The organism is Sulfolobus acidocaldarius DSM 639 (genome assembly GCF_000012285.1).
GTDB classification, from domain to species: Archaea; Thermoproteota; Thermoprotei_A; order Sulfolobales; family Sulfolobaceae; genus Sulfolobus; species Sulfolobus acidocaldarius.
Map to the genome: position 1 here is coordinate 1730904 of NC_007181.1, position 25904 is coordinate 1756807.

Genomic DNA, 25904 nt, shown 5'->3' on the forward strand with positions numbered 1-25904 from the left:
AGCTAATGAACGTTAGGAGATCAATTATGGTTCATTTACGAATTAACCTGGTATTATTACTGAGGCACATAACTTAACCTGAGTTTACCACATCAACTCCAGAGTAATCACGGATTTACTAAGTCTATATCTATATCGCAAGAGTTATCAAACATAGTAAGTAATGATCTTATGAGTAGAAAAACTAATAAGAACATAACAACCTACAGTCTTGTAAGAGATATGTTAAAGAAAGTACTTGTAGTGACAGATCCTCTTTCACCTGGAGGCGCATCAAAACATGCTAGAGAGGTTCTTAAAATATTACCGAAACTAGGTCTGGAAGTAAAACTATATATACCCTTTATTCACGCAATCCCACAATCTCCTGAAGAAAAAGAAAGGAAGTATTTAAACTTAAAAGAGCTAGAACGCAATGGAGTAGAGGTATTCCCAGAGGTTTGGAAATACTTGGAGATGGAAAAAGAAAAAGAAAATATATTCCCTTATCTGTTAACGCTTACTTCTGGTTATATTCCAAAGAAAGATATGGAGTTTTCAAATGATTTACGTGAAAATTTTTCTTTAGTATATGATATGAGCGAAAATGAGTACCACTTTAAGGTTTCACACATGATTGCAAAGAAACTTCATGTACCTTTAGTAATATTATTACAGAGTGAATCTTACGCGAATTCGTTCGGGAGAGGGTACCGTAAAGTATTAGGAATTAAAGGACTGTTTTATGATCTTGGGATTACGTATATATTCATGTTTAATAGAAGGAGGTTTGTAAATGCATTAAGAGAAGGTGTACTAAGAGGTATCCTTTCAGTATCTAGAGCAATCATTAAGCAATCTAAACTTGAAAGGCTAGCCCAAGATTATAAAGTATATACAAACGTATTAAAACCTGCTAATGCAATAGACGGAACTTCAATTAGTCACTTTAGAAGTAAAAAAGTAAAGGAAAACTTTGCTTTGTATGCAGGGAGAATAACATATCTTAAAGGTATTATAGACTTAATTAAGATAGCAAAAGAGACAAACGTAAAAATCATGTTAGCAGGATCCTTTGATAATCATAAGGAAATGGAAAGACTTTTCAGTAAATTCCCGCCCAACTTAGTATATTTAGGCTCTTTCATGAACAATGAATTATACAAGATAATTTCCAATTCAAAAGTCACTTTATTACCTTCTTATAAGGAAAGTTTTTCACTGATAACCATGGAATCGTTAGCCTTAGACACACCTGTTATAGCTTATAATTTACCAGCTATCAACGAAATTTACGGTGATATTAAAGCAGTTATAAAAATCCCTGTAGGGAACTATAAGTTAATGGCTAAAACGCTAGAATCTTTAATGGAAAAGGACATTCGAGAGTTATTTGACCCTAAAGTAGAAGAACTCATAAAATTTTATTCGTCATGGGAAAAGGTAGCTGAAGCTACATTACACGAACTGGAGAATGTAAAAAAACTGGCTTCAACTCCCTCTTAAAACATATATGTAATGTTTTAAGGAGGACGTCCTTATCATATAGTCATAAAGTGTAATTATGTTAATGTAGTTAGTGCCTTTACAGGAGCAATTATCTGCAGTGAAAAATTAATTCCACAATTGGAATAATATTCCTCAAGAGATAAGTATATGATTTATCAATTTTTAATGGTTTAGAAAGTTCCTTCCTGCTCTGAATTACTAATGAAAGGAAAATTATAAGTCATAATTCCCGCCTAATCTTAAATAATCTGTAAAGGATCTTCTTATAGGTATCCCCTTATGAGTAAGAGAGGAATAATTTTTATAGAGGAGTTCACTAGGCTTGGTGGAGGACAAATTGCATTCATAAATATTTATAACGCTATTATGCAAAGGTTTGATTACCTCTTACTCTATACAGATAAGTTTCACCCAAAACTGCCCAAACTACGGTTCGATAGAGTATTTGAAGGAAAATACACGTACTCTGAAAACGACCCTCTTATCGTTTTCCCTATAAGAATGTTCAGAGAAAGAAGGCTATTGAAGAAGTTCATAGAAAAAGAGAAGAGGAACGTTAATAATAGTAGAACATTATTCGTATTTAATAATCACCCTAATGTGTTTGTGTATAACGGCACCTTAAACCTCGTCCATGAGAACTTCTTAACTCCCTTCACTGATGAAAATGGCAATATAAGGAACTGGATAGGCGTCAAATTACTGAAGCTGTCAGGCATATACAAGGAATACGAGAAGGCGAATTTGATAGTGACAGGAAACTATGCAAGAAAAATGGTCTCACGTTCACTTGATATCTTAGGAGTAACTCCAAACTCTATACATGTTATTAACTTACCGGTTAAGATGCCTGAGAACGTAGAGCTTGATAATAGGGAAGAATGTGTTTTAATTTTCGGTAGGATAAATAGGGAGAAAAAACTAGATGTAGTGATAGAAATTGCTAAGAGAAGTAGATACAGATTCATTGTTGCAGGCGCAGTTAACAAAGGTGATGAGAGTTATTTCAACTCCTTAAGGGCTAAATCACCTGATAACGTCAACATTATACCTAATCCTAATGAAGAAAATAAAGATATTCTCTTTAGAAAATGTAGCGTGTTCCTTCAAACAAAGAGGTATGAGCATTATGGACTTTCGGTAGCGGAGGCTATATCATATGGACTAATACCTGTTGTACCTAAGGTGGGTGGACCCTGGGAGGACATAACAGAGTATGGTAAGTATGGCTTTGGCTATGAGGACATTGAAGAGGCTATTTCTGCTATCGGCCAAGTTATGAAAGTTAATCCAGTTTTTAGAAAAGAGGTCTTTGAATCAAGATACAGGTTCAGCTTTGATAGATTTCATGCTAAACTCAATGAGTTGTTAGATAAGTTTTTAATGTGACAAACCATTTCAATTCAGCCTGTTACACACCTCAACGAAAGAAACATTAAGGCTAGTAGTTAGCCACCCTAAACTAATAAATTACTTCTTCAAAGCGTTAGTGAAGTCCCGTTTTAGAGTACTAAAGGACTTAACTTACTACGAGCCTCTTTGAAACAAGTTACTAACTGAGTTAATAGAAATTTGGGGATGAATGTAGTTGAGGATTACTTGCTCTTAAAATATAAAGATAAGATATTCAAATTCTTTCAGGGAGGCGTTATTGTTAACATAGCAGGAAGACTTGTAGAGAATTTCATCCTTGAAGAATATAAGCCTTTAAACGTAGAGGATAGAGTCGTAGTCGATATATGAAGTTAAATCTATGGCTCCTCAATATACTTCGCCCTAAAAAACGTCAAAAATTGTCTATGAATTTGAACTCTATCCCAAGTAATGTCAACTCTAAATAAAGAACATCCAAGTTAATGAGTTTAGCTCAAGGATAATTACTCATAAGTATGCCATATAGGAGAGGAAAGAGGTGATAAAAGTAGATCCTGGTGTCTTAAACCCTTATGCTGAATTGAAATTAATAGATGAGGGAGTGGAGATTGAGGCTAATTCTATTGAACATGTGGTAATAAGATTTTTGAGTAGTGAAGATGCAATACTGAAGATTGACTGTGAAGGGTGTGAAAGGTATATGACTTCTTTCCCTGAGTCCTTGAATAAGTTTATGGGATATCCTGTTTCCTATTTTAACTTAATTAAACTCATTCTTTTCAAGAGTATCGGAAATAATCAATTTGTTTCGAACGGTTTCGGGTCAAATCCTCTCTCTTTTAACCAGTGGTGACATGCTAACAACTCCTAGTAAGATAAGATTCTTAATGGTTCTTTTCACTCCCATTAGTGCTCTGGCTTCATTTAAACTTGACAATATTAATTTCAGCATATCATTATTTCACACTTCATACCTAATTCTACAATGAGTGGAATAATGATAGGTCATCCAAACTAAAATAGACAATGCTACTTACTGACTTAACACTAATTTTTTAAGATAGGGTCAGTTTTTACGTATTCGTAGAATGTGGACAAATCTAGCGCATACATGCTTCAGCGTGCTTGGTATATAAGGTCTTATAATAATCTACAACGTCTAAAGTAGTCTAACCTTTAACGTATTGGTTCAATAAATTTTTTAACTGTTATTTGATAGTTTACCTTCATAAACATATTCCTTGGAATATGGTTCATGTGCATCCATCAAGTTTATGAAGAGAGAATAAGGTATGCTTAACTCTTTTATCTTTTTCCTTACCCAATTAGTTATCTGCTTACAACCCTTGTATACAACACTTCCCTTTCTCCTGAGCGATTTTCTTGATCGAAAACACAGGTCGTGAGCAACGTAATTAGTAGTGAGCTTCAAAACTCTTTTGTTAAATCTCTACAAAAACCCACTTTTAGACTTCTTAAATAACTTCCTTTACTCAACAATAGTAAGCATATCATTTCTGTCTAATACAATCTCTGCTGGCGTGTAAACTGCTAAGCTCTTATCGAAGTTAAAGCCAAATCTATTCATTACAAAGAAGTTAGTACTTATCCCTATAGTCTGATAACTCTCCTCTCTTAAAACGGTATTTACATTATCATACTTTCTCAATGCTCTCCTTACTAGCTACATATAGTCAGTAACACTACGAATTTCATACCCCTCATAGACTCCGTGGAATGTAAGATAGAGACCAGTGAACATGCTTATGTGAGAGGGTAAAGTCCAGGGAGAGGTAGAGTACGCGTTCTCGTATTTTACAAACCCGTACTCCAACAACTTGTCTAAACCATGAGAGTAATCATACCTGAGTGTGTAGAGGACTATTAAGATCATATTAGGTCTCTTCAATTAGATGCACCTTTACCAAGCAAGGTCTCTCCATAGCTAACTCTCTTTTCCTTCCTCATTACATATACCCGTGTCTTCTAAGTATCTCCATTATATTCCCCTTGTCTTGAGCCCTACCTACCCTCTCAGGAGTGTTTTCTAAGTTCTGCTCCCACGCAGGTTTATCGCTCACCTTCTTAGTCTCATACTTGTCGTCTAAACTCCTATAGCCCTTATAATACAAGGGGTGAACAGGTAGTCTGTTCCCAAGTGTGAACTCCCATATGTCCCTCTCTGTGAAGAGGAGTATAGTGTGAACCCTAGTGTGTGGTGGGTCTTCCCTGGGCGAAAAGAAGGTCTCACTAGCCCTAGCCGGGTTCTCGTCCCACCTCACCCCGACAATGAGGGCATCAATCTTTAGATCTTTTACTGCCTCCTTAAGCGGTACAGTTTTCAATAAGTGATTACCAGCTATGTTATTTAGGGCAAAGACAAACTCCTCCCTGTTATAACCTAGCCTCTGTAGCTCTTCCCTGTCTTCTCTTGACAGTTCAGAGACCTTCACCACGTCACCGTACTTATGACCTTTAAGCCTCTCATTCCCCTTAACGACAACACTAACCCCCCACTCCTTCTTTACCCTTTCTATGAACTCCCAGGTCTCGTCAAAGTGCATAAAGTGGTCTATCACAATCGCTTTAACTTCCTTGTTCAACTTTTTAGCTACTTCTTTAGCGAAGTAAAGTGTTAAAGTACTGTCCTTTCCACCACTCCAGACTACATAGACGTTTTTAAAAGTTGTATATGAGGCTTCTGTTATTATCTCTGCTATCCTTGCCTTAAATTGTAAGGGGAGGTGCTCTACCCTTTTGGTAGTCCTTGACTGTAAAACTGAAATTAGGTAGTTGTCTGGTGATACTCCAATAGTAGAGGATAGGTTATAAAGAAGTTCTGCTGCTTTACCTCTAAGCGTCAGCGATCACATAAAAATACATACTTTATTGAGATAAAGACTAATATAAAATTTTTCATTTGTCAAAACATATTTAATGAATCCGAAGAGTTTTCCACGACCATGACTCTATTTATAGACTTTATCCTAGAGAGAATAAACATTTATTAAAACTTATAAGGGGTAAGAATGTTTTACTATCACTTTACTGTTTTCTTAATGTGATTTTGTCATTAAATTAAGTTGTGAAGTATGGATTAATTGGTTATATCTGACATAGTCTGAGACATTACAATTAACTTCTACTCCTCAGAACATGTTTAATGGAATAATCAAATCAGTTGAAGGAAATTTGAGAGCTTTCTGACATTTCCAGTTGTTATGTGAGTATAGTATCATTACAAATTGAGGAACTCTAAATTTATGGCAGGGATGATGAAATACATATACTGTTATCTCTCTTCCTATGTTGTGAGAAGGGGGAGTTAGCATGAAGAAGGATGGGTTAGGGATTAATTTTGTATTTAAAGATAAGATTCGCCAAAAGGGCTTCGTAAGTGAGTTGTTTATCTTGTTAAATTAATGGGTGTGTTACTGCTATATTAAAGGGTTTGACTTCCTTCCTCCTTGCCATAAATGACGCTCCCCATTTTGTAAAAAATTAGGATAATAGCTTTAGTGTAGACACAACTGGTATTTTAGCTGTTGGATTTACTACACTTAGGAGGGATTTTCATAAGGTGAATAATGAGGTGGTTGAAATCCATAATAATTCGATATAGGAGTGATCGATGACGGCATAGTAGTAATACAGGCTGGGACACGGAAATAACATCGAGACTAAAAATAACTAATATTATAGTATGTCCTGAACTCAGAGTTGAGCTAAGAAAACTCCTGTGTGAGGATCTCATGGATATACTGGGTGAATGTTAAACAAGTTGGAAATTTGTCAGTCCTTGAGACAGGAAAATTTTTAGAATTTAAAGAATTAAGAATCTAAGGAAATTACAAGAGAATAAAGGAATGAGAATAGAAATTGTCTGTTCTTTACTTTGCAGAGTTTTTATGGAGAAATTGGAAGTAATGCGAAATTGGAAAGGTAAATGAGTTTAGAGACTTGTAGGAATAATGTCAGAGGAAGATACACTGTTTACAGTCGATGTATAGACAACAATTTTGTTATTTTGACTAAATTAAACTGATTTCTTCCCAAGGGTATTTGAGATAGTCAATTTGTTTCGAAAAATTTCGGGTCAAATCCTCTCCTTTTTAACCACCAGTTCGCAATCCTCTTCCTTTTAACTAATGGTGACATGCTAATGAATCCTAGTAAGATAAGGTACTTAATGGTTCTTCTCCTTCTCATTAACGCTCTGGCTTCGTATAAACTCGACCATATTATTTTTAGCATATCACTAGTTGAGATTTCATATGTAGTTTTACAATGGGTAGAATAAGGACTGATAATCCAAACAGTATAAGAATGTATTGCTAACTGACTTAATACTAATTTCCTTAAGACAGGGTCACCTTTTACGTATTCGTAAAGTATCGATAAGTCGAGCGCGAATCTATTCCATATACAGAATAGTGACTTGATTTGTTTGTAATTCCCTTTTGAGAACTGGGAATTTCCAGCGCCTAACCTATATAAAGTTAATTTATCAGCAATGTGTAATAGTTGACCTTCTCTCAGTGCAGTAATGAAACACACAAAGTCAGGCGATAACTCTATCCTGTTAAATATTTGTCTGTTATTTTCGATAACGTCTCTTCTTATAGTCATAGATGAAACATTATGGTGAAGTAGAGGATATTGTTTGTATATTTTTAAAATATTTTGTTTATTTAGTATAATATTTGTGGTCGGTTGCCAGGTAATATATTACGAAAATCTATTATGGTCCATCACAACGTTCCCCTCTGTATCTATGTATTCCTGGAGATTGTGTACTGCTACCACATCTTTTTTAGATTGAAAGATTTCCTTGACTATCTTTACTTTATCTTTGTGAAAGAGGTCGTCATCTTCCAGGAAAAATATTAAATCGCCTGTTGAAGCCCTAAAGCCTTCAATTATCTTGGTGCCATATTTCTCGTCCTTAGACTCTATAACGTAAACTTTGTCTCTGTAAGGGACCTTGTCCGGATCGTCTGCAATGACTATGACCTCATTGGGTTTAACGCTCTGGGTAAAAACTGATTCTAGTGCAAAAGGGAGATATTGGTATCGCTTGTACACGTTGATTATCACACTAGTCTTTAGCTCACTTACCGTGCTCATACCATATTCTAGCTAAGCAGTGATATAAAACTAATGACTAAGGTTAGTTTAGTAGGGTAGTGTATACATAAACCAATGAGGGAAACTCCCTGAGTAGAGTAGCTGACCTATTAAACAGCGAGGCTTATCTTTTTCTTGTAGCCTCTTCATATCGAGTTTTCTCTAAATCAAATCTACACTAATCCAGCATACCATTAACCCTTATTTGTCTTAAAGTCATACTTAATACTATGTACGTAATAAACTTAGCAGGTGATTGGGGGAAGGCGTTATTTAAGTTCTCAGAAAGTCTAGTCAATAAGCTTGGCGATAATCTGGTCATGATAATTGGACTAGAGAACGAGGATGAACTAGTTTATGATAGTAATGTTCTTGTTGTGGTTAGGAGTAAGGATGATGAGACTGTTAGGGAGATAGCTAGGACAGCACTGGAGGTGAACGCAAAGTATAAATGCTCAATAAACTTCCACGTTGCAAGTGAAAACGATAAGGAGCTCATTAAAGCCTTTCTGACGTACAGGAGTGAAGGAGAGGACTGTGATGCTTCGTTTAATTACTTCAAGGAGAAGTTGATGAAACTAGGTAATGTCGTTAGTGTAGAGTATTTTAACGGCTATGATAGTAATGTTCTTGTTGTGGTTAGGAGTAAGGATGATGAGACTGTTAGGGAGATAGCTAGGACAGCACTGGAGGTGAACGCAAAGTATAAATGCTCAATAAACTTCCACGTTGTCGAAGAAAATGAACAAGGCTGATATTCTGCTTAACGAAGCGGAGATCGACCTAAAATTCAAGTGTTTTAACAAGTCAGTCTCAGCTTCGTATTTCGCTGTGAGAAAAGAGATAGAGTACTTAGCAATAAAGCTCGGTTCGACGATACCTAGGAGGGACGATAAGCTGATAAATATCCTTAAACACCTGGGTAAGGATAAATTAGCTGAAGATGTGTTATACCTTTACGAGAGGAGGAAAGACGCAGATTATGGTGATACAGGTATGGATGAGGGAATTGCGATAAACTGTCTAAATATTGCCAAGATAGTTATTACTGAGGTCAGAAGGCTCTCACAGAGTATTACCTAGTCCTTTCTAATTTAGGGTAGGTTTTATTCATGAGATACCTGAATGGAAATCGATAAACTACTTTTGCTAGATAGGGATTCAGACAAATGCAAAATTCACGTTAAACAGTCTTTCGACTTAATTGATCTCCTCACCTCCCTGAAGGGGGAGTCTATCTCCCTCATGTAAAGAATTAAGACTTCTTGTAGTTAGGTCTTTCATAGCATTGGTAATATAATTCTCGACTTCACACTTCACACGTCATAGTTAATGGTTTAACTAAATCCATGTTACGTCATTTCATAAGGCAACTACACTCTTCGCTTCTTAAGGTAAGAGGGGAGTCAGATGCGGAATGGATGGTTGTTAAAGAAGGGTAATTTAGTACTCACATACGGATGTATGAACATTTCTTGACTTGGGAGAGAGTAGAGAGCATATTTACGACTTACGATGTTATTACCTGGAACAGTTATGAGTATATAGGATTTAAGTCTGACTTTAAGAGTAAGGCTGAGGTCAGGTATAATGTAGTATAGTGACCGATAGATTGATCAATATTCATTCTGAGGTAACACATAACTAATTACTTCCTCCTCTCATATGGACGTGTTCAGAGAGTTGTAGGAATAGTGTTAGATGGAGTCAATGTTCTCAGCTCTCTCCAACACTCTAGCTTAGTAGCCACTTCCATAAGGGTATTGCCTTAATACCATTGATCTCGCCTTCATAGTCCCAAGTCAGTATGATCGCATTATCGACCTTAAGCTCAGACTTAGCCTCCACTATAGCCTCAACTTCTCTATCTTCTACCCTATCACCAGCATATGTTACTTGAATTAGAGTAGTGGGACTGAAATTTCTAGCTATTACAAAGTCTATCTCCCTTTTCTTTTTCCAATAGAACACCTCTCTATACCCCCTCCTTAAGAGTTCTATAAACACTGCGTTCTCCATGGCGTGGGATATCGAGAACTCATAGCCCAAGGCTGTAGGGTAACCTGTGTCTATTATGTACAGCTTTTTCGGATTAGCTTTCCTCTTTCTCTCGCTCTTCTCGAACTCCTCTACCAAGAACGAGAAGTAAGTCTCTTTAGCCCTCTCAAAGAGTTCTATTACCGTTTCCTTTCCTATCTTAATCCCTAAGCCCTTCATGTATCCATAGACCTTATTGATAGTTATTGGTCTAGCGTAGTTGGATATCAAATAACTGGCGAAAAGTGAGGCGATATCGGGCTTAACTATCGAGAAGTCTCTAACAATAACGGAGTCAAAGTAGGATTTCAATAGCCTTAATTTCTCACTGTTCTCGATCTCAAGAACAACTGCGGGATATGAACCGTGGTATAAGTATTCCCTTAGAAGTGATAAGATTTTACCTCTTTGAACAGTGTATTCCATTAACTTGTTGTACTCAAAGCCTTTAAACCTCAAAAACTCCTTAAAGGACAGGGGGTAAATTTCATAGTTCACACTTCTCCCCCTCAGCTCTTCAGCAATCCTAAATGGAGTCAGGCTTGATGAGGAACCAGAGAGATAGACTCTGAAATTCGATCTCTTTCTAAACCAGCTCCCGTAATTTTCTATGTTTTGTATCTCGTCCAGGAAAACGTATTTTGGCTGTTTCCCAGTAAGCTCCACAAAGATGGTCAGGATCTTGTCCAGATCATCTACCTTGGAGCCCTTTAGTCTGTAGTCTTCAAAGTCAACGTAAAGTATTTCGTCTTGAGATGCGAGACCACTCCTCATTAGTTCTTGTATTGTTTGGTATAGCAAGAATGTCTTGCCATTTCTTCTACCTCCTGTTACAGTTATTATGTAGTCTCTCTGTAACGGTAGTGAGATATCTCTTTTTATAATGTTTGGTAATGAGGAGGTTAACCACTCTGCAATGTAACTCCTAAACCTCTCTTCTGGTACCACAAAAGTTATAAGAACCTAGGCTAATAAGTCTAATTCTGACCACTTTAACGTTAAGACTGGTCTGTTAGAGACCATGTTTTTATAATGATGTATATAAGAAAATTAATAAATAGTTTAAAACAAAAAAGAAGGTAAAAGTTATTTATTATAACAATTTATTTCCGATCTCGGAAATTATTCGGCTGGTGAGTCGATGAAGCTTCAATTCCAGGGAGGAGGAGAGCAGAACGATACTGTTAACAGGTAGAGTTTTAACATAAGCGGTCTAGCTCTTAGGAAGGGAAGCTACTTGTCTCCTACTACCCTTATCTAAATACGATATACATCGTTTAGGCATTGACCAGTATACGTATGTCGGTATTGTATATTAGGGTTCGTCTCTCAACGTGTAACACAACTGAAGTCTTTACGTAACGAATAAAACTTTACCCTTTACGCGGGGGAGAGAGTTAGTGGATGCAAAAGTTATATAACAGTGGGTATATAGCCGAAATCTATGGTAAAGCTTATAATAAGGTATAAGGTAGAAGGAAAAACTTACTCTTTGAGAGTTGAAGGAGAGGCGCCAAAAATATATGAGGATTTGGACGGTATTTTAGAGACGTTGTGTAAAAAACTTAACAATGGCGTTGATGAGTATTCAGTATCTGAGGTGACTAACATGTCACCATTAGGTAAAATCGTTCTCGGTGTGGGTGCAAATCTGCTACTCCACTTAAGCGACTACAAGATTTCCGATGATAGGGTTATTGATAATATAGCAAAGACGGTTTTAGCGACTTCAATAGGACTAACTATCGGGCATATAGTAGATTCAGTAATAGAGGTTGAAATGGAAAAGTTTAACATAAAGTCCCCTTGTCAGCCTAGAAAAGAAAACCCTCTTACTAGTGTAATAACGGAATGGAAATGATTGTACTAGATACATCAATTTTATAGGCACAGTTATCTGAGATGTCCTTAAAGAGCGTGTAGAAAAAGATTGGCTTATCGTGTCTCGTTACTCTTAGGACAGTTAACAAATTTGAGTGATTTAAATAGTTGGACACGTCAAAGGCTCTCTTTTTATTATTCTCTCCTTTGATAACAGGTCTTCCATACTTTCCCTCTGATCGAGTATTATACCCTCTAGCTTCTCGTTGTCCATAACATAAAGTAACCCATGTGGATACTATGTTTTACTAAACTAAAACAGTCTCTCGGATAAGTATTTTAGCGGACTAAAACACCCCAGGAAAGTAGGATATGCTAAAAGATATCATCTACATTTAGAGACAGTCATGTAGATGGATACAGCCCATGACACCTGAATTATGTTTAACATCGTCTCCTCACCATTTTACTTTTTCCAATTTACGGAGATAAGTCTTTGTGAACTAATGGGCTGAAGATAGGTTAAACGTAAGGGATAGTAAACGCTGGTGACTTTACTGGGTATATCGTAAAAATAACGGATAAAGAGTCACCGATAACACTTATTCTTCCCCTTAATATCTCTATTAAGACTGGAGTATCCATAAGAGTCATAATTTAAATTCCTCTTGCATATCTTCATGACTTTTCTATATCTCTCTAATGTCGTCCTCAGTTAAAATTTTCCTCAGGTCACTTATTCCCTCTTCCCTCTTTTTTCTCTTGTACTCATTAACTAACATCAACAGGAACTCATCCCAATTCATATTTCCCTTCTCCCTCTCCAAGATTACCTTCACAGTATCAGAAACTGGAATCGTGGCTACCCTTCTCATAATTATTGATTATCAATTATGCACAAAAAGTCTTTATTAAACGTTGTCATACTCTAAAGTGGAGGGTTCAGTTGAACTTCAAGGCTTTATTCCTATCTCTCATGGAGAGTATAGGATCTTTTGAAGTAAGCTTGTAAAGTCCGTTAGGAAAGATTTAGATTATGTCCTTCAAAAGGATTAATAGTCCACTCAAATTTCCATGTGCTCCCTCTCATTTTCTATTATCCATTCAACGTCTTTATCCCCAGAGAACCTCTCTAGGTAAAAATTGATTGCGCCTGCCTCTAATCTCCTTATAACGGCTTTAGTGACCTTTAGACCGAAGATGGAAACTAGTAAACCAAAGACGATAAGTGCGTAATATATAGGCTTCTCCAACTTAGACGACCTGAACTTCTTAAAATAAGTCCAATGTGATAACTCCTGGTGGTAAGCCTTTTCTAACTCCTTGAGTTTAAACCTCATGTAAAATGCCTTTGCTAGACCAGTGGCTCCTGCCTCACCGAGTAGTGCCAGGTAGTATTTGTCCATAATTATAACTTTAATGTAATCAAAATAAACCCGTGTAATAATAATTCAAAGTAAACTAAATAAACTGAAGTTGAGAGTATAAAGGAGAGTGTAAAGTATAAAGTAGGGAGTCCAATCCTAGATTTATAAACACCTGGCTCTAAGGACAAAATATCGAAATTTATAAGGTTAACTGTTTGATAGGTTATCTACACTTTCCTCATACATGATGTCAATTGCCACTATATTTCCTCTTTTATCCCTCCATATTTATACGTTAGCATCGTGGTACTCTACCTGTTCAGGCTCGCCTCCAAAATCTATATAAATACCGTCCTTAAAGGTCCTGATTATAATGTTAGGTGAGGGAGGAAAAGATACGTTAGATGAAACATAAACATTAATAGAAGTGTTGGAGGGGGTTATGAGTGAATATGACTCCATGGTAGTATCATATCTCAGTTAAATAAAAGCCTTTTAGACCTCCACATTTAAAGGTGTCTCCTTAATATGCTTTTTCAATAAAAGTGGGGAAATTTTCCTTTTCTGTAATATCATGAAAACATTAACTTGCGTGAGAAACTTAGTTACCCTGAGTTTTCGATAGAAGGTAATTTGGCTATATTTTCATTCAGAACAAGACATGTGTATGCAATAAAAAAGGTGAGTAAATGTTATACCTTAAACTGGAAAATAGTCCATGAAGTCCAACTAGAGTGCTTGATGATGACGAGAAGAGAGAGGGTATCAAAAGAAGTTATATGAAACTCTTTTTATTGACGCTGTAAACTTCACTAATTTATAACCAGTGTAACTAGTGATCAGCTTAGCGGTCTTAATCACCACTCATACCGCGGCGCCATGAATTTAACTCATCATCTTTTCAATAGGGGATAATTGACTGAAATCACCTCTCTCTTAAACACTATCTCATGCACTGAGTAGTTATCAAACTTTTCTGTCCTCTCATTGCACGTAAAAAACTTTTAGGGACTAACAACGTGTAGTCACACATTTAAAAAACACTTATTTAAAATCCTATCTATATATCGTCCTCTTATCTCCTCAACTTTTCCGGTAACATCAATGACTCGGTGTAGGCTATACTTCTCAACAGCCTAGCTGAGTTACCCTCCACATAGTTATCACCAAAATCACCAAAGAAGTCCTCACCAACCCTCAGTATCGTAGCTAACCTCTTGGGTCTAAACTCGACCTCCTCTCCCATAGCGTTCCTCATGGCTACCCTACCAGATATGACAGCTGTGTTAGCTGACATGGGGATGTCCTCGTTTTCAAATGTGGCACAGTCGCCTGCACCGTAAATGTCATTAAACTCCACTGACCTTAAGTACTTGTCAACAAGTAGCCTGTGGTCCTTATTCCTGTGTTCTATTGTGTCTATGATCTGTGGACCTTTGAGACCACCAGCAAATATTGTCAACTCGGACTTCACGAACCCGTTAGATGTAACAACACCTTCTTTAGTTATCTCCTCTGCACTCACTTTCAGCATCAAGTTCACACCGAGCTCTGTTAACAGCTTTTCAGCCCTCTTTGACGACCCTGTGGTCATTGTCGGCAGTAGCCTTTCCTTCCTGTGGATTAATGTAATGTTCTTCCCCCTGATGTTCCCAGCTAACTCCACACCCGTAGCACCTCCACCAACTATGACCACGTTCTTTACTTCCTCAAGCCTCTTCCTCAGTGCTACAGCGTCATCTAGTGTCTCTATCTTATGTGCATATTCCCTTGCACCTTTTAACCTGGGCAAGTTCTGGTGGTGACCCAGACTCACTATAAGTTTGTCATACCTTATCTCCCTGTCCTTATCAAGTATAACCCTCTTACCCTTATAGTCTATTTTCCTCAGCTCACCCAACACGACTCTCTTGTACTTCACTGTCACGTCTTCCAACTCTTTAAGACCACACACGTAGTCTATCACCCATGGGGTTAGGAGAAAAAAGTCCTTCTTGTCCACCACCACTGCCTCACTGTTCTGGTTGTAAGCTGAGACACCTGCAAACCCTCCCCCCAGTATCACTATCAACCTAGTCACCCTGTAGCTTCTCCCTGAATATTGATAGCACGTACTCCCCTGCCTGTTTAAAGGTCAGTTTAGGTGGCATGGGTCTCTCGTTTGGGTCAACTACTGCGTCCAGTACAGCCCCTCCCTCTGCGTTAAGGAACTCCTCAATGACACTCTCAGCCTCACCGGGTTCCTCCAGCTTGAACCCCTTAAAGCCCATTGACTCAGCCAGTTTGGAGAAGTCTGGGTTAAACAGGTCTACTCCCCACTCTGGGTAACCCATGACCTCTTGTTCGAACTTTATCATCCCCAGTTTCGAGTTGTTGTAGATAATGACCTTGATAGGGAGCCCATACTTCTTTGCTGTTATCAACTCCATCATGGTCATTGTGAATCCACCATCACCCACAAAGGCTATCACTTGTCTCTCCCTGTTTGTGGCTAATGATGCACCTACAGCCCCAGGTACTCCTATGCCCATAGACCCCAGCCATGAGGAGAAGACAAATGTCTGTTTTCCTGAGGCTCTGAAGTGCCTGGCAGTCCACATTGTCACATTACCCGTGTCTGTGACTATTACAGCGTCGTCCTTACACTTCTGTGAGACTATATAAGCTACCCTCTGGGGCTTCATGGGTGTATCTGTACTGCTCTCCTGCTTACTTATCCTGTCCAGCCAGTCCTCCTTCTCTCCCTTCAACTTCTCATAGAACTTCTCGTCCTTCTCCTTTACCTCTATCTTGAGAAACTCCTCTGCAGGTATTGGTAGGGATATGTCGACGTCAATCCTCTTTCCTATGTTTGATGGGTTTATGTCGACCTGGATTACTTTAGCGTCTCTGTTTAGAAAGTTAACATAGGGGAATGAAGTCCCCAACAGGATGAGCAGGTCAGCCTTGTCCATCGCAGATATGGAGGGCTTTGTCCCAAGTAGCCCTATTCCACCCATTACCTTGGGGTCTAGGTCAGGTAGTATGCCCTTTCCGTTAAGGGCGTAGATTACTGGGGATCCTATCCTCTCTGCAAATTTACTGATCTGTTCACCAAGACCCCTTGCTCCCCCGCCTATCATTAACACTGGCTTTTCACTCCTCTCGATCAACTCTTTCACTTTGGAGAAGTCCACACTATATTCCACTTTCGGGACAATCTCCTCCCTTTTGCCCTTATACTCCGAGGACTTCCTCAATATATCCACAGGGAGGTTTATGTGTGCAACTCCCCTCTTGGTGACAGCCTCCCTGATAGCCCTCCTCACTGTGTACTCTGCGTTATCAGGGTTAATAAGGACCTGGTTAAACACTGCTACATCGTCAAATAACTTGACTAAGTTGACCTCCTGGAAGTAGTCGTGTCCTAACATATCTGACTCCACTTGACCTGAAAACGCTATGACAGGTGCGTGGTCCATCTTTGCGTCATATAAACCGTTTAATAGGTGTATTGATCCTGGTCCAGAGGTACCCATACACGCAACAGGTCTGCCTGTGATCTTTGCCTCAACTGATGCGGCAAATGCAGCTCCCTCTTCATGTCTCACCTGGATGTAGGACACTTTTGATCTCCTCACTGCGTCAACTAGAGGGTCTATTGAGTCTCCAGGAATACCGTAAATCCTCTGGACTCCGCTCTCCTCTAATACTTTTGTTATTACTTCAGCCACAGATGGCATATATAATATAGGTATTATCTTTTTAAATATGTTATTGACTTCCTCCAATGGCTGCTCGTCCTCTTTTTGTCATGAAATCCTGTGAACCCTTAGGGAGAGTAAGATAAGGATACATGGAAGAACCTCTTACATATGAAAAGTTTATAAAAAATAGTGTGGAATATTACAGTGGTAGGAGAAGTGGAAAAAGGAGAAAAATTAGTAACAATCAAGGTTAAAGCTAGAACAAAACAGAAATTAATAAAGTTAATAGGCAAATTGGAGATGAAGTACGGAAGAAAGTACACTGTTGATGACGCGATAAACTACTTGTTAAAAGAGAGCAAGGTGAAAAGACCTGAACTATTAGATCAGGTATTTGGAGTGGCTAAAGGCGTTGAGCTCTATGAGATGTTGAAGGCTGGGAGGAGTGATGACGAAGACAGAATTGTCAGGAAGTTTAGTCCTTGATAGTGGTGTATTACTGTCCTTTGTTGAGGGGAAGTACAAGGGAATTTTTAACAAGATAAAGGGCGGTGAAATAAGACCTATAGTTAGTTCGTTGAGCTTAGTTGAAACCTATTACATTACCTGTAGAGCTTTGGGTGTGGAGAAGGCTGAGGAAGTAGTTAGTCATCTAATAAGTTCAGGGTTATTTAGAGTAGTTGGGGTTAATAGGAAAGTAATCAGTGAGGCTGGGAAGTGTAAGTGTAAATACCCTATCTCATTAACTGACTGTACAACAATAGCTACTGCAAAGGTAAAAAATACTAGAGCCTTATCTAGAGAGGAGAAAGAACTTAAGGAACTAAATATCCCAGAGGTTATCCTAATACACGAATAAGGAGTTAAGTACGAGAGGGGAACTTCCTCTTCAATATGACGCCAACTAGGAGATTTCGGTGAACTAGATGTTCTATTCCGTGGATTAAAATAAATTTCACATTCTAGCATAACAATTGTTGACAAAACGAAAGGCAAGCTCGCCTTTAGGTCGTAGAGGAGGTAGGTTATTGTCATGTTTATTGCATAGTGTAGATAAAATTTTCAGATATGGCTCGAAATCCACTAGCATGGTTAGAGTAAAATTTTATTTACCTAATGAAAAATTGTTGTTCACAAACCACGCTAGCAAGGCTTTCCTCTCTCGGATTGGCTCTCGTACTCACGTGAAGGTTACCATCCCTCATAAACTGTCTTTTCCCTCAAGTAGAACTCTAAAGCCTCCTCACCCATCTCTTTCCATGTCGTAGCTCCAGAGTTCTTAAAACCACCAAATGGAGCTTGTAGTTCTAGACCCACAGTCGGCTTATTCACCTTTATCACTCCTGCTTCTACTTCTCTTACAAACCTGTTTATTGCTTTTATGTCTGTTGAGACTATACCTGCAGTGTGACCGTATTCCACACTGTTGACAAGGGAAATTGCATCGTCTAAACTTCCAACCTCAGTCACGGTTAAAACAGGTCCAAAGATCTCCTCCTTGAACAGTCTTGACTCAGGTGTAACGCCGTCAAATATTGTTGGCTCTAGGAAATAGCCCTTACCTGGGATTACGTTTCCGCCATAGATCAGCTTAAACCCCTCCCTCTTTCCAATCTCCACATACTCTAGGTCTTTCTTGAATTGACCTTCGTCCACAACAGGTCCCATGTCTACGTCATCAGTACCATTACCTACCCTCCATTTCCTCACCCTCTCTATCAATTTTTGCTTAAAATGACCGTAAACATCCTTGTGGACTATTAGTCTGCTAGTCGCTGTACAGGACTGACCGGTCAACCCAAATGCTCCTCTAACAGCTAACTCTGACGCTAAGTCTAAGTTAGCACTCCTGTCAACGTAGAGGGCGTTCTTTCCCCCTAACTCCAACTGTATCCTCGTCATCCTGTTCTTATCACCAACTAACCTGTAGATCCTCTTTCCCACCTCAGTGGAGCCTGTGAAGGACACGGCTGATATGTTTTCGTCAGAGACTATGATGTCACCAAGTTCCCCTCCTTTTCCAACAACTAGGTTGACAACTCCATCAGGTAGTCCAGCCCTGGAGAGTATTTCAACCAGCTTAGCTACCAACAGTGGGGTCTTGGTGGCAGGTTTTAGGACTACTGTGTTACCTGTGGCTAGTGCTGGAGCTAACTTCCAGACCGGTATTGACAAGGGGAAGTTCCACGGTGTGATTAGGGCTACGACACCCAAGGGTTCCTTCAAAGTGTATATCCTCGAATCGGGGTCAGATGAGGGCAGTGTCTTTCCTCCTATTTTAAAGGCTAGTGCACCATAGAACTTCAGGAGATTATAACTCCTGGTCACTTCTGCCATACTGTCCTTCAGTGTCTTACCCTCTTCAAGTGTCATAAGTAGTGCTAGCTCTTTTGCCTCCTGTTCCATTAACTCTCCTGCCTTAAGGAGTATTTGACCCCTCTTTGGTGATGGGGTCCTTGACCACTCGTCGAACTTACTCAGAGCCTTGTTCAGGGACTCTTTGAGGTCATCCTTTGTAAATAGTTTTATTTTAGCCAATACATGTTCCTTGTCTGCAGGGTTTACGTCTAGGTACTCCTCTCCACTACCTCTTATCCACTTATATGCCAGTTCCTGATACGATTTCATCATACGTATTATCTTATCATTCTAATTTTTATCATATAATGTTAACATGTTTGCTATTACATTTAAATACAGTCACGTAAATACAGTCACGAGTAGAGGGTTACAAATGAGAATATTTAGAGTAGTAAAGAAGGGTTCACATTATGTACATTACGCTATAGTAGGAAACGATGTAGTAAAGTTAGATGAAGACCCAGTTAAAGCTTTAATTAGGTATTCTGAAAGTAAGGAGATTTTAGGTGACAAGGTAATAGGGTTCAACCTGGAGGAACTGCTAACGAAGTTTAAGAATGGGGACACCAGGATAACTAAGCCATTTGACCCCATAGAGGTTTGGGGGTCAGGTATAAGTTATGAGATGGCTAGGGAGAGGTATTCAGAGGAGGACGTGGCTAGAATAACTGGGAAGACAATCTACGAGAAAGTGTATGACGCAGTGAGACCTGAGATATTTTTCAAGGCTACGGGGAACAGGTGTGTAGGACATGGGGAGGCAATAGTGGTGAGGAGTGACTCAGAGTGGACTTTACCTGAACCTGAGTTGGCGGTCGTGATCGATTCAAGGGGGAAAATTCTAGGTTATACAATCTTGGACGACGTATCGGCTAGGGACTTAGAGGCTGACAACCCGCTCTATTTACCTCAATCAAAGATATACTATGGTTGCTGTGCTTTTGGTCCGTTTATTGTAACACCAGATGAGGTGGGTAACCCCTACAGCCTTGATATAAGGTTGAAAATAATGAGGGAGGGCAGAGTCCTTTTTGAAGGCAGTGTGAACACGAACAAGATGAGGAGAAAGATTGAGGAACAGATTCAGTACTTGTTGAGGGATAACCCGGTACCTGACGGGACTATATTGACAACTGGTACTGCCATTATTCCTGGGAAAGACAAGGGGTTAAGACACGGAGATGTGGTTGAGATAAGTATTACCAAGTTAGGTACCCTGTTGACCCCTGTTGTCAAGGGTACACAGTGGTAAGGAAAGGGATGTTAAACCATGGGCACATCTAGGCATATCTCTTTTTCCTTAGATGTCTAGAGACGCAGGCGTTAGTGTGAATATATGCGTAAAAGGGGTTTTACCTTTTTCCTTCTCCTCACCATTTACATCTTACCTATTTTACTTGGTAGACTTGGTTTATGAACTCCAGGACTGTGCTCAAGTACTTTTCCCTTTCCTCCCACATTGCCATATGTGAACTGTTCTCAAACAACACGAGTCTAGAACCTCTGATCCCTTTGTGGATGAGCTCTGCAACATTTGGTGTCACCTCATCGTACTTACCCACTGTTATGAGTGTCGGTACAGCTATCCTCTTCAACTGGTCTGTTAAGTCGACGTCCTTTATAGTGCCTATGATGGTGAACTCATTTGGACCGTTCATTATCTCATAGGTCTTCCTTTTCTCCAGGTATTCAAACGTCCTCTTCACTGCCTCAGGCATTTGGTCTAATCTCAGTAGATGTGTCTTGTAGAAGTAGTTGACTGCCTCTAAATACTCTGGATTTTTGTAGTCCTTCAGCTGGTCGTATTTCCTTATTGCTGCCTTATACTTTTCAGGCAGGTCGTTTATCAACCTCTGCATCTCTTTCACAGTGTATGGCACACTCGAGAGCCCACTACTGACTATCAACCGTTTGTCCCTACACTGTCATTCCCATCATTTTATTAACATTCAAGGTCAAGTGTAGGGACTTAGCCCTCAACCACTCACCTAATCTTACGGTGAGTGGGTCATGGGACTCCTTCGAGCCCAACGGCATTGGGCTCACATTACCAGCTTTCTTTAAGAGGTTGTATAACGCTACTACATCCCTATGCCACCTTTCCCTTCCTCTCTCACAAACACCCACCCTTGGAGCAGAGCTCCCATCGGGTGGGTAAATGATTTTACACTCATGTATTGGACAAACAGAGGAAGTATAAGCAGGGTTAACCAACAAGACGGGTACACCAAACTCCTTAGCCTTCTCTACGATAGCATTCTTCAGAGAGGCGAAAGCAGACTTGTAAATCCTGTCCCTCAACTGCTTGTCCTTAATGTCTTGAACCATCTTCTCTGGAGTGTTCTTTGGCAAATCCTCTAGGATTATACCCTTACCCTCCCTCAAAGCCTCAGTAACAATCAGCTTAGCCAACTTTCTACGAATGTCTAACTTCTTAAACCTCTCTTTCAAGCTCTTCAGAGCCCTCCTAACAACTCTATCCTTTGTAGACCTACCCTCACTAATCCTCTTCCTCTTATAAGCATAACCAAGGGTAATCTTCTTGACACTAGTCTCTACCAGTAAAGGTTTACCATCTAGCAGTACTGAGACATTGTCCTCGTTTAAGTCAACTGGTATATACCCTTTAGCCTCAAAAGGCTTTGGTAATGGTCTCTTGAAGACTAGGTAAAGCTTAACCACATTACCCTTACACAGTTTGAAAGAGGACTCACTAGCCAAAGCCCAACCGTCATTATAATACCTCCAGAATAGTTTAGTGAAAAATGGCTTTAATGACACCCAACCCTTTCTTGTTACAATCCTAACTTCGCTTAGTGAAAACTTCCACAAGTGGTCGTCTAAGTGGACAGAGACATTTCTTATCTCTGGCTTGTCTGTATAAGCCTTGCCTTGTTTCCTCCTCTTCAGATAGCTCTTTAACCTAGCACTTGCATCCTCACAAGCTGTGTAGATGTAATGAGAAGGTAAAGAGTGATGTTTAGCCCTTTCTTGCCTATAGATACCGGCCTTAAGCTTTGTAAACGAGTTTATGTTATTCCTTAAACCGTAATCTATGGCGTCTTCAAGTATTTGCTTATACTCCTCCTCAACCTCCTTGAGCCTTGCATAAACTTCTGAGTTGACTTTAAGGCTTAACATTACAGTCCTAACTATATGGTTGCCGTCCATTTATCCCACCTTATTCTTCTCGACGTTAATTTTCCTCATACACACTGGACATGTAGCATAGTACATACTCTTTCCCTTATACTCCCACACGTGACCACATTTAGGGCATCTGAGCCTTACCATCCCATTAACTACTACTTACTACCAGTTAAAAAACCTTTTTGTAAATCTAGATGACGAGGTATGGTCAATTATGTCAATAAAAAAGGCTACAGCCCTTGAGGTTCTCCTTGTATTTGATCGCATAAGCCAAAGCCAATAACCCCCCATAGGAGTGACCAAGGATAACCACCTTATCGTTAAATATCTGTTTTCTCAGCTCCTCCAGTTCCTCTACTCCATAGTCTACGGTGTACTTGCTCAGCTCCTTAGGCTCCTCAGATCTTCCGCATCCAAACTGGTCGTAAAACAGGACATTTACTCCGTGTTTTGATAATTCAGACAATGGTTCCAAGTAATCATGGGAACCTCCAGGTCCACCGTGGAGGGTAATTAGCTTCTTTTCACTGTTAGCTTTGAAGAGCTTGTAGTAGATTCTAAGACCTAAAATGTTTTTATAACCTTCCTCTATCTCCATAGACATATTTTTTTATTTAGGTATTTTAATTTATCGATTTTAAAAATACCTTAATATAGTGATTTGAAAAAGATAAGGTTAATGTCCAACTCGCCTTAGAGACGAATAATTCACAAAACTGTGGAACCTGACTCAGCCTAGAAGGAGAGGGCTTTTTCAGTTCTTGTTAAAAAATTGAGGTTAATCTCTGTGTTTCACAATCTTTATTAAAATCTCCACATTATATTAAGTTATGACACCAGGAATAAAGATAGTCGTGGCGGTCTTCGTAAGTTTGATTATAGGCGCAATAATAGGATTTGTTATAGGTCAGTCCAGTGTTCCAAACACAGTTGTAACGAACAATGGTGGAGGTCAAACGAATGATCAATATCAAACATTAGAACAACAATATCAAACATTACAGCAGCAATATCAAACATCAGAACAACAATTAAACTATTACAGAGATCAATATCAAACATTAGAACAACAATATCAAACATTACAGCAGCAATATCAAACATCAGAACAACAATTAAACTATTACAGAGATCAATATCAAACATTAGAACAACAATATCAAACATTACAGCAGCAATATCAAACATCAGAACAACAATTAAACTATTACAGAGATCAATATCAAACATTAGAACAACAATATCAAACATTACAGCAGCAATATCAAACATCAGAACAACAATTAAACTATTACAAACAGGTTTTATCTTTAAGTTATAGCGACACATTGATATCGAATCAGGTTGTCAATCAGCCTGCTGGTTACTTCAGTTATTGGTGCTATACCGCGAACTACACTGGGTATATTGTAGTAAATGTACAGAGTTCAACTACTACCCAAACCTACGCCAGAGTGTATTGGAATGCCTATGGTATAAACTATGATAATTCCATTAGTGTAGGTTCCCAAGGAACTGCAGTGTTCCCAGTCCTTCCCTCTAACTACTGTGTAGGGGTAGGGAATAACAACCTCATAAACGGTGCAACCGAGACAATAACGATAACATACTATTACTGAGCCGCTAGAGAATGAAGACATCTTCATTTTTTTCAAATTTTAATGTAATTTCATAGGGTATAACCCATTATAGGGCGGAATGTTTAACTTAAGGCTTCATAGGCTCTGGTTTACAAAATGAGTTAAGCTTTCCCCCCAGGTGGGATAAGTGGAAAGAGAAGAAAAAATAAATAATATCATGTTTCCTATTCCTCCTTATGCACCCTGTCTTTCCATTACTTGTCCTTAACCTTTATCTCTTCTCCCTTAGTTATTGAGTTAAACTCTGAGACCACTCTGGTAAGTGGAGTCTCCCTGAACGTTTTAACTATAGTCTCTAGGGATAGACCCTTAGTCTCGGGGAGTAACTTGTAGAAGAGACCTAAAGCTATGGCATCAAGAGCAGTAAACACAAACATGGAGCCTGCTAAACCTATTGTAGAGAGCATAACTGGAAACACCTCAATTATGATGAAGTTCGCCAGCCAGTCTATTAACGCTATTATTGCAGCCATCCTCCCCCTAACAGGAGTGTCAAAATACTCAGCCTGGATTAACCACCCTGTACCTCCAACGCCATAGGCGAAGAATATTATGAAACCTGCAAATGCTATCAATGCACCTACCAAGACACCCTGCATTACTAAAATACCACCAATGAGGTCAAATATTAACATACCAGTATAGGCAGAGAGGGCTAACTTTCTCCTACCTATCCTGTCTATATACCTAAAGGCAATGTATGTCGCTGCAGTGTTTATGACAGCCAGAATTGAGGAAGCCAAAACTGAATTGATCTGGGAGTACATAGGGTTTGAGGTGGAACTGAACAGGTGCAGGTTCTCGATTATGGTCGGACCGTAGTAGAATGGCACATTTATACCTGTGATCTGTTGGAAAATTATCCACAGGGCTACGATAGTAAATGCCCTCTTAGTCGCTATATCAAAACTTTGTCTAACTTCACTCCTGACCTCTGAGGCTGCCCTGTCCAATAGACTGTCATCAATTTGTAGACCGAGCCTCCTCAGATCACTCTTCAACTTCTCCTTCTTACCTGAGACCAGCAACCACCTCGGTGACTCTGGCATCATAAACCTCAACACTAAGCCTATTAATGAGGGGATTGCTGCTAAAGCCAGGAGTAATCTCCAGTCCACAGTGTAAGCTAGAGAGGGAGCGATGTAAAGTACAGCTGAGCCCACTAGGTATGAGCCAAGTATACCGATTGTTATCATCCACTGTTGCATAATTGCTAGAGAGCCCCTCCTATCTTTAGGGGCATATTCCGTTATGTAAGAAGTCGCTACTGCTGAGTCAGCACCTATTGCGATTCCAATAATTGTCCTCATCACCAAAAACATTATATCGTTTACGCTCAGAGCGGTCAGTATGGCTGCACCTGTGTAGATACCTGCGTCTACGATGAGGAGGGATTTCCTCCCATATCTGTCTGTAGAGAAATAGCCTATAAGTGCACCGATGGCTGCTCCTAAAGACGCACTTGCTATCTCATAGCCCAAAAGGAAACCAGTGAAGTTGTAGGGGACAAACACTGCTACAGTGCCTATGACTGAGGTGTCATAGCCGAAAAGAAATCCCCCTATAGCAGCTAGAACAGTTATGATCCAGTACAGTCTCGTCACTCTACTTCTATCAATTTTATCTAAGATCTCCTGGAGTGCAGAGGACATAAATAAATTTAAGTAATCTAAATAATAAAAATGTTTCTTAGAAGAAAAACTAATTAAATATGTGAAATTATACTAATACCACGGGGAATAGGTACAACAGTTGTTTCTCTACCTCTTTTATCTTACAAAGTGAGGAAAGCCTCACCATTTATGGTGGTGAGGAGGACGTTGAAGCCAGTCATAAAATGAAATAATAGTGAA

General features: G+C 39.1%; 27 protein-coding genes and 2 pseudogenes. 11 read left to right on the top strand and 18 right to left on the bottom strand.

Features of this window, described 5'->3' with window-relative positions; genetic code table 11:
• Positions 1 to 171 precede the first annotated feature (171 nt).
• From SACI_RS09260 to SACI_RS09270, 4 genes are all read left to right on the top strand, one after another.
• Positions 172 to 1485, top strand: coding sequence for a glycosyltransferase family 4 protein (locus tag SACI_RS09260; protein ID WP_011278727.1), 1314 nt, complete (start codon positions 172 to 174; stop codon positions 1483 to 1485).
• Between the two features lie 282 nt (positions 1486 to 1767).
• Positions 1768 to 2877 (top strand): glycosyltransferase, encoded by a 1110-nt coding sequence (locus SACI_RS09265; RefSeq protein ID WP_011278728.1) that lies wholly within the window; start codon positions 1768 to 1770, stop codon positions 2875 to 2877.
• Between the two features lie 189 nt (positions 2878 to 3066).
• The gene (locus SACI_RS12105; RefSeq protein WP_015385722.1) at positions 3067 to 3231 is read left to right on the top strand and encodes a hypothetical protein; all 165 of its coding nucleotides are present in this window, start codon (positions 3067 to 3069) and stop codon (positions 3229 to 3231) included.
• Between the two features lie 169 nt (positions 3232 to 3400).
• The gene (locus tag SACI_RS09270; protein WP_011278729.1) at positions 3401 to 3715 is read left to right on the top strand and encodes a hypothetical protein; all 315 of its coding nucleotides are present in this window, start codon (positions 3401 to 3403) and stop codon (positions 3713 to 3715) included.
• Between the two features lie 348 nt (positions 3716 to 4063).
• Here SACI_RS09270 and SACI_RS09275 read toward each other — a convergent pair whose 3' ends face one another.
• From SACI_RS09275 to SACI_RS09295, 6 genes are all read right to left on the bottom strand, one after another.
• Positions 4064 to 4294 (bottom strand): hypothetical protein, encoded by a 231-nt coding sequence (locus tag SACI_RS09275; protein WP_015385723.1) that lies wholly within the window; start codon positions 4292 to 4294, stop codon positions 4064 to 4066.
• Between the two features lie 57 nt (positions 4295 to 4351).
• The gene (locus SACI_RS09280; RefSeq protein WP_015385724.1) at positions 4352 to 4531 is read right to left on the bottom strand and encodes a hypothetical protein; all 180 of its coding nucleotides are present in this window, start codon (positions 4529 to 4531) and stop codon (positions 4352 to 4354) included.
• A 15-nt stretch (positions 4532 to 4546) separates the two neighbouring features.
• A complete protein-coding gene (locus tag SACI_RS11720) occupies positions 4547 to 4771 on the bottom strand; it encodes an alkaline phosphatase family protein (protein WP_230937930.1) in 225 nt (74 codons plus the stop codon).
• A gap of 58 nt (positions 4772 to 4829) precedes the next feature.
• On the bottom strand, positions 4830 to 5726 hold the full coding sequence (locus SACI_RS09285; RefSeq protein WP_306308647.1) for a phosphoadenosine phosphosulfate reductase family protein: 897 nt from the start codon (positions 5724 to 5726) through the stop codon (positions 4830 to 4832).
• Positions 5727 to 6933: 1207 nt separating this feature from the next.
• On the bottom strand, positions 6934 to 7491 hold the full coding sequence (locus tag SACI_RS09290; protein WP_011278731.1) for a hypothetical protein: 558 nt from the start codon (positions 7489 to 7491) through the stop codon (positions 6934 to 6936).
• Between the two features lie 99 nt (positions 7492 to 7590).
• Positions 7591 to 7989 (bottom strand): glycosyltransferase family 2 protein, encoded by a 399-nt coding sequence (locus SACI_RS09295; RefSeq protein ID WP_011278732.1) that lies wholly within the window; start codon positions 7987 to 7989, stop codon positions 7591 to 7593.
• 230 nt (positions 7990 to 8219) lie between these two features.
• Between SACI_RS09295 and SACI_RS09300 the strand changes: the two genes are divergently transcribed.
• Together SACI_RS09300 and SACI_RS09305 are read left to right on the top strand one after the other, a co-directional pair.
• Positions 8220 to 8744: a hypothetical protein gene (locus SACI_RS09300; protein ID WP_011278733.1), complete on the top strand. Its 525-nt coding sequence runs from the start codon at positions 8220 to 8222 to the stop codon at positions 8742 to 8744.
• A complete protein-coding gene (locus SACI_RS09305; RefSeq protein WP_011278734.1) occupies positions 8731 to 9072 on the top strand; it encodes a HEPN domain-containing protein in 342 nt (113 codons plus the stop codon). The genes SACI_RS09300 and SACI_RS09305 overlap by 14 nt, the downstream gene beginning before the upstream one ends.
• Positions 9073 to 9723: 651 nt before the next feature.
• Here SACI_RS09305 and SACI_RS09310 read toward each other — a convergent pair.
• Entirely contained in the window at positions 9724 to 10974 is a 1251-nt protein-coding gene (locus SACI_RS09310) for an ATP-binding protein (protein ID WP_011278735.1), read from the bottom strand.
• Between the two features lie 496 nt (positions 10975 to 11470).
• Here SACI_RS09310 and SACI_RS09315 point away from each other — a divergent pair, with 496 nt between their 5' ends.
• Positions 11471 to 11887, top strand: coding sequence for a hypothetical protein (locus SACI_RS09315; RefSeq protein WP_011278736.1), 417 nt, complete (start codon positions 11471 to 11473; stop codon positions 11885 to 11887).
• Positions 11888 to 12536: 649 nt separating this feature from the next.
• Here SACI_RS09315 and SACI_RS09320 read toward each other — a convergent pair.
• The 5 genes from SACI_RS09320 to SACI_RS09335 form a co-directional block, all read right to left on the bottom strand.
• Entirely contained in the window at positions 12537 to 12722 is a 186-nt protein-coding gene (locus tag SACI_RS09320) for an antitoxin VapB family protein (RefSeq protein WP_011278737.1), read from the bottom strand.
• 189 nt (positions 12723 to 12911) lie between these two features.
• Positions 12912 to 13253 carry a hypothetical protein gene (locus SACI_RS09325; RefSeq protein WP_011278738.1) on the bottom strand — a complete coding sequence of 114 codons (342 nt, stop codon included), beginning with the start codon at positions 13251 to 13253 and terminating at the stop codon, positions 12912 to 12914.
• A gap of 249 nt (positions 13254 to 13502) precedes the next feature.
• Positions 13503 to 13676: a hypothetical protein gene (locus tag SACI_RS12110; RefSeq protein ID WP_015385730.1), complete on the bottom strand. Its 174-nt coding sequence runs from the start codon at positions 13674 to 13676 to the stop codon at positions 13503 to 13505.
• 613 nt (positions 13677 to 14289) lie between these two features.
• Positions 14290 to 15279, bottom strand: coding sequence for an NAD(P)/FAD-dependent oxidoreductase (locus SACI_RS09330; RefSeq protein WP_230937997.1), 990 nt, complete (start codon positions 15277 to 15279; stop codon positions 14290 to 14292).
• A 7-nt stretch (positions 15280 to 15286) separates the two neighbouring features.
• Positions 15287 to 16936 (bottom strand): pyruvate oxidase, encoded by a 1650-nt coding sequence (locus SACI_RS09335; protein WP_011278740.1) that lies wholly within the window; start codon positions 16934 to 16936, stop codon positions 15287 to 15289.
• Between the two features lie 168 nt (positions 16937 to 17104).
• Between SACI_RS09335 and SACI_RS09340 the strand changes: the two genes are divergently transcribed.
• Together SACI_RS09340 and SACI_RS09345 are read left to right on the top strand one after the other, a co-directional pair.
• The gene (locus tag SACI_RS09340) at positions 17105 to 17386 is read left to right on the top strand and encodes a hypothetical protein (RefSeq protein WP_015385732.1); all 282 of its coding nucleotides are present in this window, start codon (positions 17105 to 17107) and stop codon (positions 17384 to 17386) included.
• Entirely contained in the window at positions 17349 to 17759 is a 411-nt protein-coding gene (locus SACI_RS09345; RefSeq protein ID WP_230937929.1) for a type II toxin-antitoxin system VapC family toxin, read from the top strand. Before SACI_RS09340 ends, SACI_RS09345 begins: the two co-directional genes overlap by 38 nt.
• Positions 17760 to 18091: 332 nt before the next feature.
• Here the strand turns inward: SACI_RS09345 and SACI_RS09350 are convergent, their stop codons facing one another.
• Entirely contained in the window at positions 18092 to 19528 is a 1437-nt protein-coding gene (locus tag SACI_RS09350; RefSeq protein ID WP_011278743.1) for an aldehyde dehydrogenase family protein, read from the bottom strand.
• A 106-nt stretch (positions 19529 to 19634) separates the two neighbouring features.
• On the opposite strand from SACI_RS09350, the gene SACI_RS09355 reads away from it, so the two are divergent.
• Positions 19635 to 20513, top strand: a complete 879-nt coding sequence (locus SACI_RS09355; RefSeq protein WP_011278744.1) for a fumarylacetoacetate hydrolase family protein — start codon at positions 19635 to 19637, stop codon at positions 20511 to 20513.
• 136 nt (positions 20514 to 20649) lie between these two features.
• Here the strand turns inward: SACI_RS09355 and SACI_RS09360 are convergent.
• From SACI_RS09360 to SACI_RS09370, 4 genes and pseudogenes are all read right to left on the bottom strand, one after another.
• Positions 20650 to 21168, bottom strand: a pseudogene (locus SACI_RS09360) (proline iminopeptidase-family hydrolase); the annotation flags it as partial.
• 10 nt (positions 21169 to 21178) lie between these two features.
• Positions 21179 to 22432 carry an RNA-guided endonuclease InsQ/TnpB family protein gene (locus tag SACI_RS09365; protein ID WP_011278746.1) on the bottom strand — a complete coding sequence of 418 codons (1254 nt, stop codon included), beginning with the start codon at positions 22430 to 22432 and terminating at the stop codon, positions 21179 to 21181.
• Complete coding sequence (locus SACI_RS12345; RefSeq protein ID WP_257719736.1) at positions 22433 to 22555, bottom strand: hypothetical protein; 123 nt, start codon at positions 22553 to 22555, stop codon at positions 22433 to 22435.
• Positions 22556 to 22646: 91 nt separating this feature from the next.
• A pseudogene (locus tag SACI_RS09370) lies at positions 22647 to 23015 on the bottom strand (alpha/beta fold hydrolase); the annotation flags it as partial.
• Between the two features lie 226 nt (positions 23016 to 23241).
• Here SACI_RS09370 and SACI_RS11500 point away from each other — a divergent pair.
• A complete protein-coding gene (locus SACI_RS11500; RefSeq protein WP_052283899.1) occupies positions 23242 to 24030 on the top strand; it encodes a hypothetical protein in 789 nt (262 codons plus the stop codon).
• A gap of 215 nt (positions 24031 to 24245) precedes the next feature.
• Here SACI_RS11500 and SACI_RS09380 read toward each other — a convergent pair whose 3' ends face one another.
• The gene (locus SACI_RS09380) at positions 24246 to 25703 is read right to left on the bottom strand and encodes a sugar porter family MFS transporter (RefSeq protein ID WP_011278748.1); all 1458 of its coding nucleotides are present in this window, start codon (positions 25701 to 25703) and stop codon (positions 24246 to 24248) included.
• Positions 25704 to 25904: the final 201 nt, after the last annotated feature.

What these genes read in the sequence shown, in the direction of transcription:
- SACI_RS09260 (WP_011278727.1), top strand. Translation starts at nt 172, where the DNA reads ATGAGTAGAAAAACTAATAAGAACATAACAACCTACAGTCTTGTAAGA.
- SACI_RS09265 (WP_011278728.1), top strand. Translation starts at nt 1,768, where the DNA reads ATGAGTAAGAGAGGAATAATTTTTATAGAGGAGTTCACTAGGCTTGGT.
- SACI_RS12105 (WP_015385722.1), top strand. Translation starts at nt 3,067, where the DNA reads ATGAATGTAGTTGAGGATTACTTGCTCTTAAAATATAAAGATAAGATA.
- SACI_RS09290 (WP_011278731.1), bottom strand. Translation starts at nt 7,491, where the DNA reads ATGACTATAAGAAGAGACGTTATCGAAAATAACAGACAAATATTTAAC.
- SACI_RS09295 (WP_011278732.1), bottom strand. Translation starts at nt 7,989, where the DNA reads ATGAGCACGGTAAGTGAGCTAAAGACTAGTGTGATAATCAACGTGTAC.
- SACI_RS09300 (WP_011278733.1), top strand. Translation starts at nt 8,220, where the DNA reads ATGTACGTAATAAACTTAGCAGGTGATTGGGGGAAGGCGTTATTTAAG.
- SACI_RS09305 (WP_011278734.1), top strand. Translation starts at nt 8,731, where the DNA reads ATGAACAAGGCTGATATTCTGCTTAACGAAGCGGAGATCGACCTAAAA.
- SACI_RS09315 (WP_011278736.1), top strand. Translation starts at nt 11,471, where the DNA reads ATGGTAAAGCTTATAATAAGGTATAAGGTAGAAGGAAAAACTTACTCT.
- SACI_RS09320 (WP_011278737.1), bottom strand. Translation starts at nt 12,722, where the DNA reads ATGAGAAGGGTAGCCACGATTCCAGTTTCTGATACTGTGAAGGTAATC.
- SACI_RS09325 (WP_011278738.1), bottom strand. Translation starts at nt 13,253, where the DNA reads ATGGACAAATACTACCTGGCACTACTCGGTGAGGCAGGAGCCACTGGT.
- SACI_RS12110 (WP_015385730.1), bottom strand. Translation starts at nt 13,676, where the DNA reads ATGGAGTCATATTCACTCATAACCCCCTCCAACACTTCTATTAATGTT.
- SACI_RS09335 (WP_011278740.1), bottom strand. Translation starts at nt 16,936, where the DNA reads ATGCCATCTGTGGCTGAAGTAATAACAAAAGTATTAGAGGAGAGCGGA.
- SACI_RS09345 (WP_230937929.1), top strand. Translation starts at nt 17,349, where the DNA reads ATGACGAAGACAGAATTGTCAGGAAGTTTAGTCCTTGATAGTGGTGTA.
- SACI_RS09350 (WP_011278743.1), bottom strand. Translation starts at nt 19,528, where the DNA reads ATGAAATCGTATCAGGAACTGGCATATAAGTGGATAAGAGGTAGTGGA.
- SACI_RS09355 (WP_011278744.1), top strand. Translation starts at nt 19,635, where the DNA reads ATGAGAATATTTAGAGTAGTAAAGAAGGGTTCACATTATGTACATTAC.
- SACI_RS09365 (WP_011278746.1), bottom strand. Translation starts at nt 22,432, where the DNA reads ATGGACGGCAACCATATAGTTAGGACTGTAATGTTAAGCCTTAAAGTC.
- SACI_RS12345 (WP_257719736.1), bottom strand. Translation starts at nt 22,555, where the DNA reads ATGGTAAGGCTCAGATGCCCTAAATGTGGTCACGTGTGGGAGTATAAG.
- SACI_RS11500 (WP_052283899.1), top strand. Translation starts at nt 23,242, where the DNA reads ATGACACCAGGAATAAAGATAGTCGTGGCGGTCTTCGTAAGTTTGATT.
- SACI_RS09380 (WP_011278748.1), bottom strand. Translation starts at nt 25,703, where the DNA reads ATGTCCTCTGCACTCCAGGAGATCTTAGATAAAATTGATAGAAGTAGA.